Genomic DNA, 14351 nt, shown 5'->3' with positions numbered 1-14351 from the left:
GGTGTGCCTTGCCGATCAGGGCAAGACGCGGGTTGCTGGGTGGGTTTCGGTTTTCGATGTGCCGCCAGCTCTTAGGCCGTACGGGTTAGCCTAAACACAGCGTTCGGGCCCTTCCGGTCAAGCACTCTGCCACCGGTTTCGAAAAAGCCGGAAGATAACTTCGAATTTGCACCCAGGCGGATCAGCCCTCATTCAGGTGGGGTCGGAATGGTTCGGAAGTCGTCATTCAACCACGTAAAGCGCGATATCATCGGCTCGGTCACGTGCTGTTGGATCAGATTTTGCAATGTGTTGTGGATCAGACGCGTGGTGGTCGACGGATATACGTTGGTCGTGAACAGCGATACCGTGCGTGCAAAGCTTTTGCCGGGAAAGGGCAGGGCGCGGGTGTTTTCATGGAAGCGTCGGGCGCGATAATAACTGGCGGCAGTCGTGATCGTCCAGCCGCTGCCACCGGCGACGAGCCCGATAATGGATTGATTGCACTCAAGTTCGAACCGGTTGGGCAGGTTGATCTTGCTGCGTGTCAACTGAATTTCAATGAGCTTGCCAATGGTGTGATCACGAGAGTAGCGCAAAAGCGGAAGGGTATTTTCCGATTTGGTCAAATCCTCGACCTGTCCGTCATACGAGGGCGGCAGGATGATGATGAACGGATCGCGCAGCAGCGGGAACTCCATCAATCCTTCAAAATGGTCTGGGGGTCGGGTCGCAACGCCTGCATCCAGCTTTTGGGATTGAAGCTTGTCGAGGATTTCGTGGCTTGGGCGGGTGAAATGGCGAAAGTTGCAACGCGGAAGACTTGCCGAGAGATGCCGGAACAACTCGGGTGCGACCCGGCTGTCAAAATCGTCAATCAGGCCCAATCGCAAGTCGGTCGCATGTTGCCAACTGCCCGAACGCAATTCGGCCTCGCCTCTTTTCAAGGCCATCAGGCCCTCGTGGACATGTCGGGAAAACACCGTTCCCGCCGGAGTCAGGCCCATTGGCCTACGGCTATGATCAACCAGGTCCACATCCAGCGCTTTTTCTAAGCTGCGTAGATGATTGGATACGGTACTGATTGACAAACCAGTTTCGGCGGACACCTTTTGAATGGAGCCCAACTTGGAGATCAGCTGAAAAACTTCCAGCCACCTGAGGCTGAGTGATTTTTTTGTCATGGTGACGCTCCCAAACCGTTGCAGATCATGAGCCAAAAGCGAAACAAAGTTTCGCTTTTTTCGCAACAAGTATTTTGATTTACCAATTCAACACATAGGGACTATGATTTTTTCCACTGATCCGAGGTTCGGATAGAACAAAAAAATCCGACAAACGGAACCAGCAGGGAGAAAATAGTCAAAATGATCAAAAAATATCTGCTCACGACGGCCTATGCCGGGATTGCAGCCATCACCGCCACTCAAGCCGCAGCGCTTGATGAGATAACGGTTGCATACTTCCTGGAGTGGCCAATGCCGTTCCAATATGCCAAGGCAAATGGAACATATGAAGAAGAGCTTGGCGTCAAGATCAATTGGGTGTCCTTCGACACCGGTACTGCGATGTCGGCAGCGATGGCTTCGGGCGACGTTCAGATCGCGGTCAGCCAGGGTGTGCCACCTTTCGTGGTGACCACCTCGGCCGGTCAGGACATCCAGATCGTCGATGTGGCTGTCAGCTATTCGGATAATGACAACTGTGTTGTTGCCGAGGCTCTTGAAATCGACAAAACCAATGCAGGCGAGCTAAGCGGCAAGAAAGTTGGTGTTCCTATCGGGACGGCTGCGCATTACGGTTTCTTGTCGCAGATGGGCCATTTTGGCGTCGACATCGGCTCAATGGAGATTGTGGATATGGCGCCGGCAGACGGTGCTGCGGCATTTGCCCAGGGCAATCTGGACATGGTATGCGGTTGGGGCGGTGCACTGCGTCGGATGACTGAGCACGGTAACATCCTGCTGACCGGTGCCGAAAAAGAAGAGATCGGTATTCTGGTGTTCGACGTCACCAGCGCTCCGGCAGGCTTTATCGAAGAAGAGCCCGAGCTTCTGTCAAAGTTCCTGAAAGTAACTGCGGATGCCAACGCGAAATGGAACGCGGGTGACAGCAAGGACGAGATGTTGCCGGTGATCGCGAAGGATGCAGGTATGGACCCGGCAGATGCCGAAGCCACAATCGCCACCTTCACCTTCCCATCGGTTGACGATCAGCTGTCCGAGAAATGGCTGGCTGGTGGCGCACAAGACTTCATGCAAGGTGTTGCTAACGTGTTCGTGACGGCAGGCAGTATCGAATCTGCACTGGATTCATATGATGGCGCCGTCAATGCCGGGCCGCTTACCGCTGCGCAGAACTAATACACGCAGGACATTTCATGCGACCGGTCCCGGATTGGGCCGGTCGTTAGCTATGAAAGCAGGAAGGAGGCAGGATGCCTGAACTGGACATTGTAGATTTGTCCATGCGCTTTGACTTACCCAACGGCTCCTCAGTACAGGCTCTTCAGGATGTATCGCTCAGCTTGAAAGAAGGTGAGCTTATGTCTGTCCTTGGCCCGTCGGGCTGTGGTAAGACGACGTTGCTGAACATCGTTGCAGGATTTCTGGCGCCGACATCTGGAACAATTGAACTGAACGGTCATCTGGTCAAAGGCCCAGACGCTGAACGCGGGATGGTGTTTCAGAAGGGCGCCTTGTTCGAATGGATGAATGTGCGGGAAAATGTCGAGTTCGGCCCGCGTATGAAGGGCATGCCAAAGGCTGAACGAGATCAGATTTCTAACCATCTGCTCGACGTTGTGGGACTGCAGGATTTCAAGGACAAAGCGGTCTATGAATTGTCGGGCGGGATGCAGCAGCGTGTTGCGTTGGCGCGGTGTCTGGCCAACGAGCCGGACGTGATCCTGATGGATGAACCTCTGGGTGCTCTGGATGCGCTGACCCGCGAGAAGATGCAGGGCCTCGTCCTGAAGCTTTGGAAGGAAACGGGAAAAACCATTATCCTGATCACTCACTCGGTTGAAGAGGCCCTGTTGCTGGGTGAACGTCTGATTGTAATGGCCCCCAGACCGGGACGGATTCACCGCGAATATAATCTACCCTTCGCCGAACGTGGCGTGAATGCCGATTTGCGCGATGTCAAAAAATCTGAAGGGTTTGCGGAAAAGCGCGATGAGATACTGTCGATGATCTGGGAGATGGAAGAAGAAATTATGGGCCGGACGGAGGAGACAGCATGATTGTTCTTCTCTTTTATGTGGGTCTCTTTGTTGGCGCGTTTTTCCTTGTGTATGCAATGCGTCGGGGCCTGCAATCGCGTCAGGACTTTACCAGCTTGAAGACAGTGACTTTTGGTGACGAAAGTGCCGTTCGCGCTGACCGGGCTGCGTCGATCATCTCGGTCCTCGTGATCTTTGTTATCTGGGCGGCATTCACCGGTTCCAAACTGTTCCCTATTCACGTTCCTGGCCCATTCGTTGGCGACACGCAGTTCACCTATACGATGGAAAACGCCGATGGCAGTACGGATGAGGCAACAGTATATGTTCGTGTCCCGGCCTTCGGCGAAGAGGTCGAGAAGTTCGAGGTGGAACCCGGCAGCGGGTTTGCCAAGGATGATGCCGTTGCTGCGGCGGCTGGACGGTCATCGACGATCCTGTTTGACAAGAATGATGAGGCTAAGCGCAAGGATGGGGCAAAAATCGTCGCGATCAACGGTACGCCCATTGGCGAAGGGGATAAGGTTGATACAGGTGATGGTAAAGTAACGCTGACCGGAAAAGGGGCCATCAGCTTTACCCCTAAACAAGGTCTGCAGATGAACCCCATCTGGCTTCCTGCACCGGAAACCGTTGTTGCCCGGTTCTTTGAGATCGCCAACGAAGGCTATCAGAACTTCTCACTCTGGGAGCATCTTGGCTGGTCGCTGGCGCGCGTAATTGCCGGTTTTATTGCGGGTGCGCTTGTGGGTATTCCGTTGGGGTATGCAATGGGCTTGTCTGGATGGTTTAGGGGCTGGTTCGATCCGATTGTCGAGTTCATGCGCCCGGTACCGCCACTGGCGCTGATCCCGCTGGTGATCATCTGGTTCGGCATCTGGGAGACCGGTAAGATCGTTCTGTTGTTCCTTGCGGCGCTCTGGATCATGACAATCGCAGCACGGGCCGGGGTGTCCGGGGTGAATATCTCGAAAATCCACGCGGCTTACTCGTTGGGGGCGTCGAAATGGCAGATCATGCGTCATGTGATCGTGCCCAACTCGTTGCCCGAGATTTTTACCGGAGCGCGGGTGGCCATGGGTGTTTGTTGGGGTACCGTCGTCGCGGCCGAACTTGTCGCGGCACAAAAAGGGGCTGGGATGATGATTATCGCCGCTTCGAAGTTCCAACTGACCGATATCGTCATTATGGGGATCGTCCTGATCGGAGTAATCGGCTACGGCATCGATATCCTGATGCGCAGGGCCGAGAACTGGCTGGTGCCATGGAAAGGCCGGAGCTGAACCTTTAACATCGCCCTCGCGGCCACATCTTTCAAGCTGCCCCCGATCAACTTTGGGGGCAGTTTTTTTCCATCGCTACGCCATTAGGCAGTTTTGCTGTAGGTTGGTATTAATTCTACTGCCATTCGTTCTGAAAGACCGTTTGCGATCAGTGAAACTCAAGTTTCCCAAAAAACGCTATGGAAATCAGAGCTCCTGCTTCCAAGGCGGGTTTGCGCCTGCGCGTGATACGGTAACGGCAGCGACTTTCACCCCAAGCTCCAGCGCGGCGCGCAGATTGCCTGCGGACAAGGTGCGTAAGGCGGATTTGTTTAGATGACCGCCCTGGTCCAGAGCGGCCAGTACGCCGGCATTGAATGTGTCTCCGGCGCCAACCGTGTCGACAACATCAACCTTCTGGACGGGCACGGAAACCTCGGTGCCATCGGTAAGATAACCCGTCGCGCCGTCACTGCCTCTGGTCACGATTACAACTGCTGGTCCGGCCCGAAGCAACAGTGGGATTTTCTCTGCATGGCATTCGGGGCCGGGGATAATCCAGTCCAGATCTTCGTCGGATACTTTGATGATTTCTGCCTGTGCAATCATGCGGTTCAGGCGGGTGCGGTATCGGGTCTGATCCTTGATGAAACCTGGGCGGATATTGGGATCAATTATCACTGCGCGATCTGAGCCATGACGATCAAGCAAAGCGGCGTAGGCGTCAGCACAGGGTTCGCAAGCAAGACTGATCCCCCCGAGATACAGCGCCGAAACCCCGGGCAACTGATCCGGCATATCATCAGGTCGTAGCATTCGACCTGCCGAGTTCTCATCCACAAAACTGTAGGTGGCGTGCCCGTGATTCAGTTGCACGAAGGCAAGAGTTGTCGGGCGATCTGTACGGATAACATGAGTGGTTGCGACATGGCTGATCTGCAAAGCGGCGATCAGTTGTTCCCCAAACATATCCGTGGACAAACCTGACAGCAGGCCCACCTGAATCCCCAGGCGGCCAAGTGCGACCGCCGTATTGAAGATCGCGCCCCCGGAATGCGGGACGAATCCTTTCTCACCGGAAACCGTGGGTTCGGCGATCATGTCGATCAGAGCTTCTCCGCAACATAGGATCATCGTGCTATCCCCGTTAGGTCAAAAAAAACGCGTGGCGAGTTTACCTCAAGAGCGCATTCTTACAAAAATTGTTAGCGCCAACAATACCAAATTCGCCCTGTTCCGAGACATACAGGTTCATCGTTTTACGCAAATCACTAAAACGACCGCCAGCGTTGAAAGCGCGCAGGAAATCCTGACCAAATAGCCAACGGTTCTTTTCGGCAACGCCGCCAACTAGAAACACCCCTCCGGTCGGCATCAGGGCGACGGCGAGATCTCCCATGACGGCACCAAGATGCTCGGTAAAAATTCGCGCTGCTTTTACGGCGCAAGCGTCGGAGCCGTCTTGCGCATCCTGCAAAATGTCTTTTGCCGAACGCATGGTGACATTGATCTGCCCTTCGGTGATCCCAATCGCCTGATAAAGGACCGGCAGCCCTGTGCCGCTGAGGAACATTTCGGCCTCAATGGTGAGCGTGTCATCAAAGAAACACTCGGGTACGATTTGACGCGCAGCGCTGAAGACCTCGACCTCATCGAGATGGCGCGGCGACAATCCTACATGGCCACCCTCCCCGGAAACGGTATGAAAGTGACCTTCAGAATAGAGTAAGGCACCAACTCCTAGCCCGGTACCTGGCCCGACAACCAGCCGCGTGCCGAGGGGCGGGGTTGCCTCGCCCTGTAAGATTTCAATATCATTCCCGGTGATTTCAGCTACGGACCACGCAGCGGCCGTGAAATCATTGATGACATAGGTGTGGTGCGCGCCAGTGGCTTTGGCCAGAGCGTCCTCGGACAGCTCAAGATTGGCATTGGTCAGGCGAATGGTGCCGTTCTGAACCGGGCCCGCACCGGCGGCAACAACCGCACGCGGCCGGGTGCCGATCTCGTCGCACAAATAGTGTAATGCCTCCTGCAGATCGTCTAGGGTGCGCGTGGGATGTTTGCGAAGGTCGGTCAGTTTACCCTCAGTCACGACGCCAAGTCTTGTATTGGTACCCCCGATATCGGCGACTAGGTTCCAATGCGCGTGGAGCCCTCCCTTGGGACGAATCCACGGCGCGGGTCGGTTACAATCACCAGTAAGCAGCTTTAGTGTCTTGAGCGTATTGGTATCATCGGATTGAACGATAATCCCCTTAATTGGCGTTCCGCGATCAAGAGCTGCATGTACAGCGGCCAGTTCGTTGGACTGGTCTGAGTTCGTCCCAAGAGCCAAGGTAACGAATAATGGCAGAGACCCTGTATATTCGCGTGCCGTGCGCATCAGCGGATCAATGTCGCTGTTTACCTTTGCGGATACTCCACACCAATCAATCGGCTCGGCGATTACTGTAAAGTCATCCAGCCAGTTGTCGGGTAGATGGTCCCCCAATCGGTCCAACAGCGATTGAGGGTACATCTTGTTGAAAATAGCATCAAGCACCACCGGGTCAGGCAGTAAAACGTCAGTGCCCAGATTGACCATACCATAGCTTCGCATCGCCTGACGGGCAGCGCCTTGGGCAAGCAGTTGATGGTGTAGGCTGCGTGCTTCGGTACGCGGATCACCGGGCCTTTCGACGGATAGATTGGAGGTTGAGATGTTGAATATGCGATCACCCATTCGGGCGACAATTGCTTCGGCAAAACGCGCGAAACAATCAGCTATGTCCCGATTGCGCCAGCCTCCGATGTCATTCAGTGTTGTGGGAATTTCGACGTGATCCAGCATCACGCATGGTCTTAGGTTGTGCGCCAGAATCTGATCTATCCACCGCTCACAGCCATCCAATGCAGTTGTATCGGGCGTGCGCCCGTCAGGCAGGATATCAAGCCAACGAACCGAAAATCGATACATGTCTAGCCCGGCTGCCATTTCGGCAGGGGCATCCGCCCCAAAAAGGAAACCATCGGGAAAGTCTGAACGGGTGTATTTCATTGTCGCAACCTGTTGGAGCCATGACCTGCGTCATGCCCTCTATCAGGTTATGTTAGCGGTATCTATATTTACGTTAATGTGAGTCATGCTTCCTGAACAGGACATCACAACCTTCAATCTGAAGACCGTTCCAGGAGATCGGATGTGCATTGTAGTTGATCAGCACTTCGTGTGACTGCATCTCGCGCCGCCGCAGCCCTGCGGGCATCATGTGAAGCGTAAGATCGGTCTCTTTAGCAGCCATGGTGATGACGCGATCCCAAAGCGTTTCATCCGGGAAGCCTGCAAGATACCATAGGCCTGCGTCGCCCTGCAGCATCGGGGTGCCATCGGCGAAAGACAATTTGGTCTTGGCTTCGCCCGACAAATGTTCAACCCAATGCTCCGCATTGCCGCCCCCGTCAACGGTGCGTACCACCTGGGGTGGAAGGGTTTCGATCAGATCGACATGGCTGCTGAGATGATCAAGGCCGGGACGCCCTGCGTGTGGGATTTGATAGTCTTCGGTGATTGCACCAGTGCGCGGGCCCATAATGGCCAGATCACATCCCTGTAACAACTGCTGTTCAAGACTGCCCAGCACAGCCACACCCGGCGCGAGGATCAGGTAGTAGTGCTTTTCACCGACCTTGGCCGGAGGAACGAAATCCACCGACAATCCGGCGCGTCGCAGCGCGCGATAGGCCGAGAACACAAGCCTGAAATAGTCGAACCCTGCACCCTGAGGCTGCGTGGTCCACGCCCAGTTCGACGCATAATCGAACACTATCGCTACGGGTGCGCGTGCCGGTTGCACCTCGCCCAATGCGGCCAGATCGTCGGCAGCCTGACGCGCCTCGGCCAAACCGGGTGCGCCGTGACCGTTAGGGGTCAGCAGACCGGTATGCATCTGTTCCTGACCGAACGGTGCTTGTCGCCAACGAAAGTAACTAACAACTTCGGCGCCATGTGCCACGGCTTCAAGCGACCACAGCCGCACCATTCCGGGCAAAGGGGCTGGGTTATAGGGAGCCCAATTCACCGGACCGGGTTGTTGCTCCATCACCCACCAGCGGCCACGACCGACAGCGCGGTAGAGGTCGTGGTGAAAGGCCTGCATGTCAGGATCGCCCTGCTGCAGAAACGCAACCCTGTGCGCCTCGTCCGCCTCCAGACGATCCGACAGAAAACCAATCGGATAGCTGTCCCACGTTGCGATATCCAGATCGTCCCCGACATCGAAATGATCAAAATCAAGAACTCGGCCCATGTAGTTGTGCAGCAACGGTGCGTCCGTCAACGGGCGCAATGCGTCGACCTGAGCCTTGTTGAACGCCACGACCTGATCCGAACTGAAGCGGTGAAAGGCCAGGACATGCGCCGGGTTCGGCTCGGTTACGGTCTGGTTTGGCAGCTCGATCTGGTCAAAGCTGTTATACTCCATCGACCAGAATACATTGCCCCAAGCAGTGTTCAGCGCCTCAATAGGCCCGTAGCGATCCGCGAGCCACCGGCGAAACGCGTTTAGCGCTGCATCACTGTAACTGAGTGTTGTATCATGACAGCCATATTCATTGTCGATCTGCCATGTGGCTATATGTGGATTGCGACCATAGCGTTGACCTAGAATCTGCGCGATCCGCTTACATTCGTCGATATAACCCACGTGGCTGAAGCAATAGTGTCGGCGCGAGCCAAACTTGCGCAGATGACCTTCGGCATCAACGGCCCGCATGTCAGGAAACTTGTCCATCATCCAACGCGGTGGCGTTGCCGTAGGGGTGCCCAGCACAATCTTCAGGCCGGCGGAGCCTAAGGTTTCGATCGCGCGATCCAACCAGTCGAATTGCAGATTGCCGGGTGTGGGCTCCAATCGGCTCCATGCGAATTCTCCGATGCGCACCCATGTTAGACCGGTTTCGATCATGCGCGCTGCATCTTTGGCCCAATTCGCTTCGGGCCAGTGTTCGGGATAATAACAGACGCCAAGCTCTGGCTTCATAGGATCACCCTGTGTTCAGCCTGGCCTCGCCCGACATCTGGTGCTGCGAAGGTCATACCATTTGTTGGGGTTTGCATAAGTGTGTCGGCTTCCAGCCCCTGTCGGGCCGTGGTGCAGAACAATGTGGTTAGATCGTCACCGCCGAAGCTTGGGCAGGAGGTGTGTTCTGCGTCGAAGTCGACGGCTTTCAGGAATTGTCCACCCGGGGTATAAGCGGCAACCCGGCTCGCACCCCATTGGGCGATCCAGATATTACCGCCGTGATCAACAACCGCTCCGTCGGGGTTCAGACTTTCACTCTGTAGATCGAGGAATACAGCGGCATTGCCAATGGGCCAGCCGGTTTCGGCATCCACTTCCCAGCGCATGACCTGTTTGGTGACAGTATCGCTGTAGAATGAGCAGGATCGATCCGGAGCAAAGCAAATCGCGTTCGAGATGGTCACGCCCCGGACCAATGGCCGTAGCTCACCTTTCCAGTACCTGTAAATCGACCCGGCCCCGGATTCGGCATTCTTGCCCATGGTGCCAATCCAGAACCCACCCCACGGATCGGTCCGGCCGTCATTGGATCGGGTCACCGGATTGTCAGCCTCAAGCGGGACAATCAGTTCCTTGGCGTGGCTCTCCAGTCCAAACCGCCAAAGGCCGGTCTCAGATGCGATCATCAGGGTGTCGCTATCGATCCAACCGGCGGCGGAGACATTTTCGTCGAACTCCCAGACCCGAGCTTGGTCGCCTTCTTTAGACATCATGCGATTGCTGAGGATGTCGAACCAATAAAGCTGTTTTCGTTCCGGGTGCCACAATGGCCCCTCACCTAATTCGCAAGGGCGATCATCATAAACCTGGCTCACTTCACAGCCTCGTCATAGGCAGCGACAATTTGCTGGGCGCGATTGGATACTTCATCAACCGACATACCAGGCTTGTAAAGCGCTGATCCAATTCCGAAGCCATCGGCACTGGCATTGACCCACTGATCAAAGTTTTCGGGGCCTGCGCCACCGACGGCATAGACCTGAGTGCCCGGCGGTAGAATGGCCCGCATCGCGGCCAAGCCTGAGGGGCCAGCCATCGATCCGGGGAACAATTTCAACCCCGTTGCCCCGGCTTGTAGCGCGGTGAAGGCCTCGCTCGGGGTGAAGACGCCCGGCCAGCTTTGCAATCCAAACGCAACCGTGCATTGAATCACTGATACATCGCAATTCGGCGAAACGATCAGTTTACCACCCACCTCTGCGACGGCCTCGACCTGATCAGGGGTTAGTACGGTGCCTGCTCCGATAAGCGCCTGATCGCCGATATCCGAGGCGATGATGCGGATGCTTTCCAGCGGATCGGGGGAATTTAACGGTACTTCGATCCGGTCTATGCCTGCTCGCACCAGGGTTTGTCCGACAGGCCCTGCCTCATCAGGTGTCAGCCCGCGCAGGATGGCGATGATGGGACGGCTCATGCGGTTTGCCTCGTGAGTGTGCGGGCCTGTGCCAGCCCAGCAAGGGTTGTGGCGGTAGCATCTGCGGTTTCGACTAATGCGCCTTGCTGCTGTAGGGCGGTCGCGTAGGCTTTGGTCAGACTTTCAGCACCGATGATTGCCAATTGCTGACCCAGCCAATAGGGCCGCGATGCTGCAAGTTCCGCACCAATCAGGAGCCCGGAAAGACGCGCAGTTGCAATGCTCTTGCTCTGACCGTGCAGCAAATCCGCAGCGCGCAGGCCGAATAACCGTGCAGCGAGCTGTTCAGGTTTCGACAAGGCATCGGCGACAGCTTCGGCAAATCCTTCATCATCCCATCCTTCGTCGACCGAATGGCGCAGGACCGATTGCCCCCACAGCAGATCGAATATCTCGCCGGTCATGAAGGTTCGAAAGCTGACAACCTCACCAGCACTGATCTGCGCCCATTTGGTATGCGTGCCAGGTAGGCAGATGACACCATCCCAATTCTGATGCGCGCTGAGGAATCCCGCGATCTGCGTTTCTTCTCCGCGCATCACATCGGGGGGGCTGTTCTGTTTAAGCCCCGGCACCACAAAGGCCCGAATGCGCGGATCAGTATTTGGAACGCGAAACGGGACGACCGGAATAGGTTCCGACGGTACGGCGGAATAGGGGGCCTCGACCCACCCCTGCCGCGCGCCGACCATTCCGCAGGCGATCACGTCTACGGGTTTCCCGGGCAGCCAGCCCTCAATCAGAGCCAGCAAGGCAGCCTGGAAGTCCCCGTCAGCCGTGCGAGACATGCCATCCAGTGATGTTGCATGAGCCAGCACGCTTTCCCCCTGCATGGCCCAGGCACGCAGATGAGATGTTCCCCAATCGACAGCGATCCACTCGAGATTCATAGCATCACCCCGTTACCACAACGCCGCCGTCAACAACCATGCACTGGCCCGTCATCGCGCGGCTTGCGCTTGAAGCCAGAAACAGGGTCGGTGCGATGATGTCTTCGGGGGTTAGATGCTCTTTCAGGCATTGGCGGTCCAAATGCGCTGCCAGATCTTCCGGCGTGGCCCACAAATCCAGCTGTTTCTGCGTCAGAACCCAGCCGGGTGCCAACGCGTTCACGCGGATTTTTTGCGGCCCTAGCTCGCGCGCCAAAGAACGTGTCATTCCAGTGATCGCTGCATTCGAGCTGGTGTAGATCGGATAGCCAGCATTCCCCATCATGTAGCTGATCGAGCTGAAATTGATGATCGAGCCACCATTGTCCTTCATCTGGCGCGCAGCTTCCTGACAGGCGAAATAGTAGGCCTTAAGGTTCACCTCGATCATCCAATCCCAGAAGTCGGGAGTGGTGTCTTCAAGTGCGTGGCGCTTGTCATTGGCCGCGTTGTTGACCAATACATTCAGCGGGCCGTGGGCTTCGGCCGCTTTGGCCATGGTTGCATGCAACAATTCGGTGTCTGTCATGTCGCCCTTCAAAAACACGGGCGCGCGGCCGTGCTTGTCACGCATTTCTTCGACGAAGGCACTCGCGTCCGACCGACCGATAAAGGTGACATTTGCACCTTGGCCCATGAAGCCGTCGGTTAGCGCGGCGCCAACGCCCGATCCTCCGCCAGTAATGTAGACGGATGCGCCGCGCAGGTCTTGAAATGTAGCAGGTTGATCCATCAATGGCTCTCTCTTGTCACAAGGCGCGTGTCTTTACCGACAAGGAAATCAAGGTCCGCGCCGCGATCGGCTTGTAGCACGTGGTCGATATAGAGTTTCGCATACCCGCGCGTATAATGCGGATCGTCCGGTTGCCACAGGGCGCGGCGGGCGTCCAGTTCCTTTTCATCGACAAGCAGGTCCAGTTCGCCCTTGCTGGCGGACACACGTATTCGGTCGCCGGTTTTGACCAAGGCCAGCGTACCACCGGCCTGAGCTTCGGGGCTAACGTGCAGGATAACTGTACCGAATGCGGTGCCAGACATGCGCGCATCCGAGATGCGGATCATGTCACGCACGCCTTCTTTGACCAGCTTGGCCGGGATCGGCATGTTCCCAACTTCAGGCATCCCCGGATATCCCTTAGGGCCACAGCCTTTGAGGACCAGAATAGTCTCGGGGGTTACCGGCAGATCATCCCGGTCGATATTGGCCTTCAGATCTTCGATATTTTCAAAAACGAAAGCTTCGGCCTCAGTTTCCAATAAAGCATCTGTCGCAGCCGAAGGTTTCACGATGGCCCCGTTGGGCGCAAGATTTCCGCGCAAAACACGCAGGCCAGCGGCGGGCTTCACCGGATCGTCGAAGGGACGAATGACGTCTTTGTTGAAACACTCAGCCCCACCAAAATGCGCCGAGATATCCTTGTTCAGAACGGTTTTAGCCGGACGCAGGAAGGGTTTCAGTTCATTCAGAACCACAGGTACGCCGCCTGCATAGCAGAAGTCCTCCATAAGGTATTTGCCTGAGGGCATACAGTTGACCAACAGCGGGATTTCCGACCCGATTTCAAAGTCTTTCAGTGTCAAATCGACGCCAACACGACCTGCCAGCGCCAGCAGATGGACCACCGCGTTGGTTGATCCCCCGACGGCGGCATTGGCGAGGATAGCGTTTTCAAACGCCTCCTTGGTCAGAATGTCCGAGGGCTTGAGATCCTCGTCGACCATCTCAACAATTCGTTTTCCGGTCAGATGCGCCAGTGCCATGCGGCGGGCGTCAACGGCAGGTAGGGCGGCGTTGGTGGGCAGGCTCATACCCATCGCCTCGACCAGTGAGGCCATGGTGCTGGCAGTACCCATGGTCATACAAACACCCGCGCTGCGTGACATGCCGGATTCAGCGTTCATGAAATCCTGAAGTGTCATTTCTCCGGCGCGCACGGCTTCGGAAAACTTCCAGACGTCAGTACCCGAGCCGATATCCTGCCCGCGATACTTGCCGTTCAGCATCGGTCCGGAACTGACCACGATCGAGGGCAAATCGACCGAGGCTGCACCCATCAACTGCCCTGGTGTGGTCTTATCGCACCCACCCAGCAGGACAACGCCGTCGATACCGTAGGCACGGATCGATTCCTCGACATCCATGGCCAGCAGGTTGCGGAACAACATTGCGGTGGGCTTCATCTGGGTTTCGCCCAGCGACATCACCGGGAATTCCACTGGGAAGCCGCCCGCCTCCCACACGCCGCGTTTGACCCCTTCGGCCAGATCACGCAGGCCCGAGTTGCATGGGGTCAGTTCGGACCATGTGTTACAGATGCCTATTATGGGGCGTCCGTCGAATGCGTGATCCGGAAAGCCCTGGTTCTTCATCCACGACCGGTGAATGAACCCATCCTTGTCGAGTTTTCCGTACCAATGCTGTGAGCGGCGTTTCTTGGTCATTTTTGGCTCTGTGCTTCTGGCTGATGTTAGAATTGG

General features: G+C 56.1%; 12 protein-coding genes. 3 read left to right on the top strand and 9 right to left on the bottom strand.

What is annotated here, in order from left to right; all coding sequences use genetic code 11:
* Window positions 1–188 precede the first annotated feature (188 nt).
* Complete coding sequence (locus tag BLU89_RS18155) at window positions 189–1163, bottom strand: LysR family transcriptional regulator (protein ID WP_074738724.1); 975 nt, start codon at window positions 1161–1163, stop codon at window positions 189–191.
* Between the two features lie 183 nt (window positions 1164–1346).
* Here BLU89_RS18155 and BLU89_RS18150 point away from each other — a divergent pair, with 183 nt between their 5' ends.
* From BLU89_RS18150 to BLU89_RS18140, 3 genes are all read left to right on the top strand, one after another.
* Window positions 1347–2342, top strand: coding sequence for a taurine ABC transporter substrate-binding protein (locus BLU89_RS18150; RefSeq protein WP_074738677.1), 996 nt, complete (start codon window positions 1347–1349; stop codon window positions 2340–2342).
* 74 nt (window positions 2343–2416) lie between these two features.
* Window positions 2417–3223: a taurine ABC transporter ATP-binding protein gene (locus tag BLU89_RS18145; protein ID WP_074738675.1), complete on the top strand. Its 807-nt coding sequence runs from the start codon at window positions 2417–2419 to the stop codon at window positions 3221–3223.
* The gene (locus tag BLU89_RS18140; RefSeq protein ID WP_074738673.1) at window positions 3220–4485 is read left to right on the top strand and encodes an ABC transporter permease; all 1266 of its coding nucleotides are present in this window, start codon (window positions 3220–3222) and stop codon (window positions 4483–4485) included. Before BLU89_RS18145 ends, BLU89_RS18140 begins: the two co-directional genes overlap by 4 nt.
* A gap of 186 nt (window positions 4486–4671) precedes the next feature.
* Here BLU89_RS18140 and BLU89_RS18135 read toward each other — a convergent pair whose 3' ends face one another.
* The 8 genes from BLU89_RS18135 to BLU89_RS18100 form a co-directional block, all read right to left on the bottom strand.
* A complete protein-coding gene (locus tag BLU89_RS18135) occupies window positions 4672–5598 on the bottom strand; it encodes a carbohydrate kinase family protein (RefSeq protein WP_074738672.1) in 927 nt (308 codons plus the stop codon).
* A 40-nt stretch (window positions 5599–5638) separates the two neighbouring features.
* A complete protein-coding gene (locus tag BLU89_RS18130; protein WP_074738670.1) occupies window positions 5639–7504 on the bottom strand; it encodes a family 1 glycosylhydrolase in 1866 nt (621 codons plus the stop codon).
* A 73-nt stretch (window positions 7505–7577) separates the two neighbouring features.
* Window positions 7578–9485, bottom strand: coding sequence for a beta-galactosidase (locus BLU89_RS18125; RefSeq protein WP_074738668.1), 1908 nt, complete (start codon window positions 9483–9485; stop codon window positions 7578–7580).
* Entirely contained in the window at window positions 9482–10342 is an 861-nt protein-coding gene (locus BLU89_RS18120) for an SMP-30/gluconolactonase/LRE family protein (RefSeq protein ID WP_074738666.1), read from the bottom strand. The genes BLU89_RS18125 and BLU89_RS18120 overlap by 4 nt, the downstream gene beginning before the upstream one ends.
* The gene (locus tag BLU89_RS18115) at window positions 10339–10944 is read right to left on the bottom strand and encodes a 2-dehydro-3-deoxy-6-phosphogalactonate aldolase (RefSeq protein ID WP_074738665.1); all 606 of its coding nucleotides are present in this window, start codon (window positions 10942–10944) and stop codon (window positions 10339–10341) included. Before BLU89_RS18115 ends, BLU89_RS18120 begins: the two co-directional genes overlap by 4 nt.
* Window positions 10941–11834 carry a 2-dehydro-3-deoxygalactonokinase gene (locus BLU89_RS18110; protein ID WP_074738663.1) on the bottom strand — a complete coding sequence of 298 codons (894 nt, stop codon included), beginning with the start codon at window positions 11832–11834 and terminating at the stop codon, window positions 10941–10943. The genes BLU89_RS18115 and BLU89_RS18110 overlap by 4 nt, the downstream gene beginning before the upstream one ends.
* A 4-nt stretch (window positions 11835–11838) precedes the next feature.
* Window positions 11839–12606, bottom strand: a complete 768-nt coding sequence (locus BLU89_RS18105; protein WP_074738661.1) for an SDR family NAD(P)-dependent oxidoreductase — start codon at window positions 12604–12606, stop codon at window positions 11839–11841.
* Window positions 12606–14315: an IlvD/Edd family dehydratase gene (locus BLU89_RS18100; protein WP_074738659.1), complete on the bottom strand. Its 1710-nt coding sequence runs from the start codon at window positions 14313–14315 to the stop codon at window positions 12606–12608. The genes BLU89_RS18105 and BLU89_RS18100 overlap by 1 nt, the downstream gene beginning before the upstream one ends.
* Between the last annotated feature and the right edge of the window lie 36 nt (window positions 14316–14351).

Source organism: Ruegeria halocynthiae (assembly GCF_900106805.1).
GTDB classification, from domain to species: domain Bacteria; phylum Pseudomonadota; class Alphaproteobacteria; order Rhodobacterales; family Rhodobacteraceae; genus Ruegeria; species Ruegeria halocynthiae.
The sequence above is the reverse complement of the archived record's forward strand: the minus strand, read 5'-3'. Positions and strand labels throughout refer to the sequence as shown.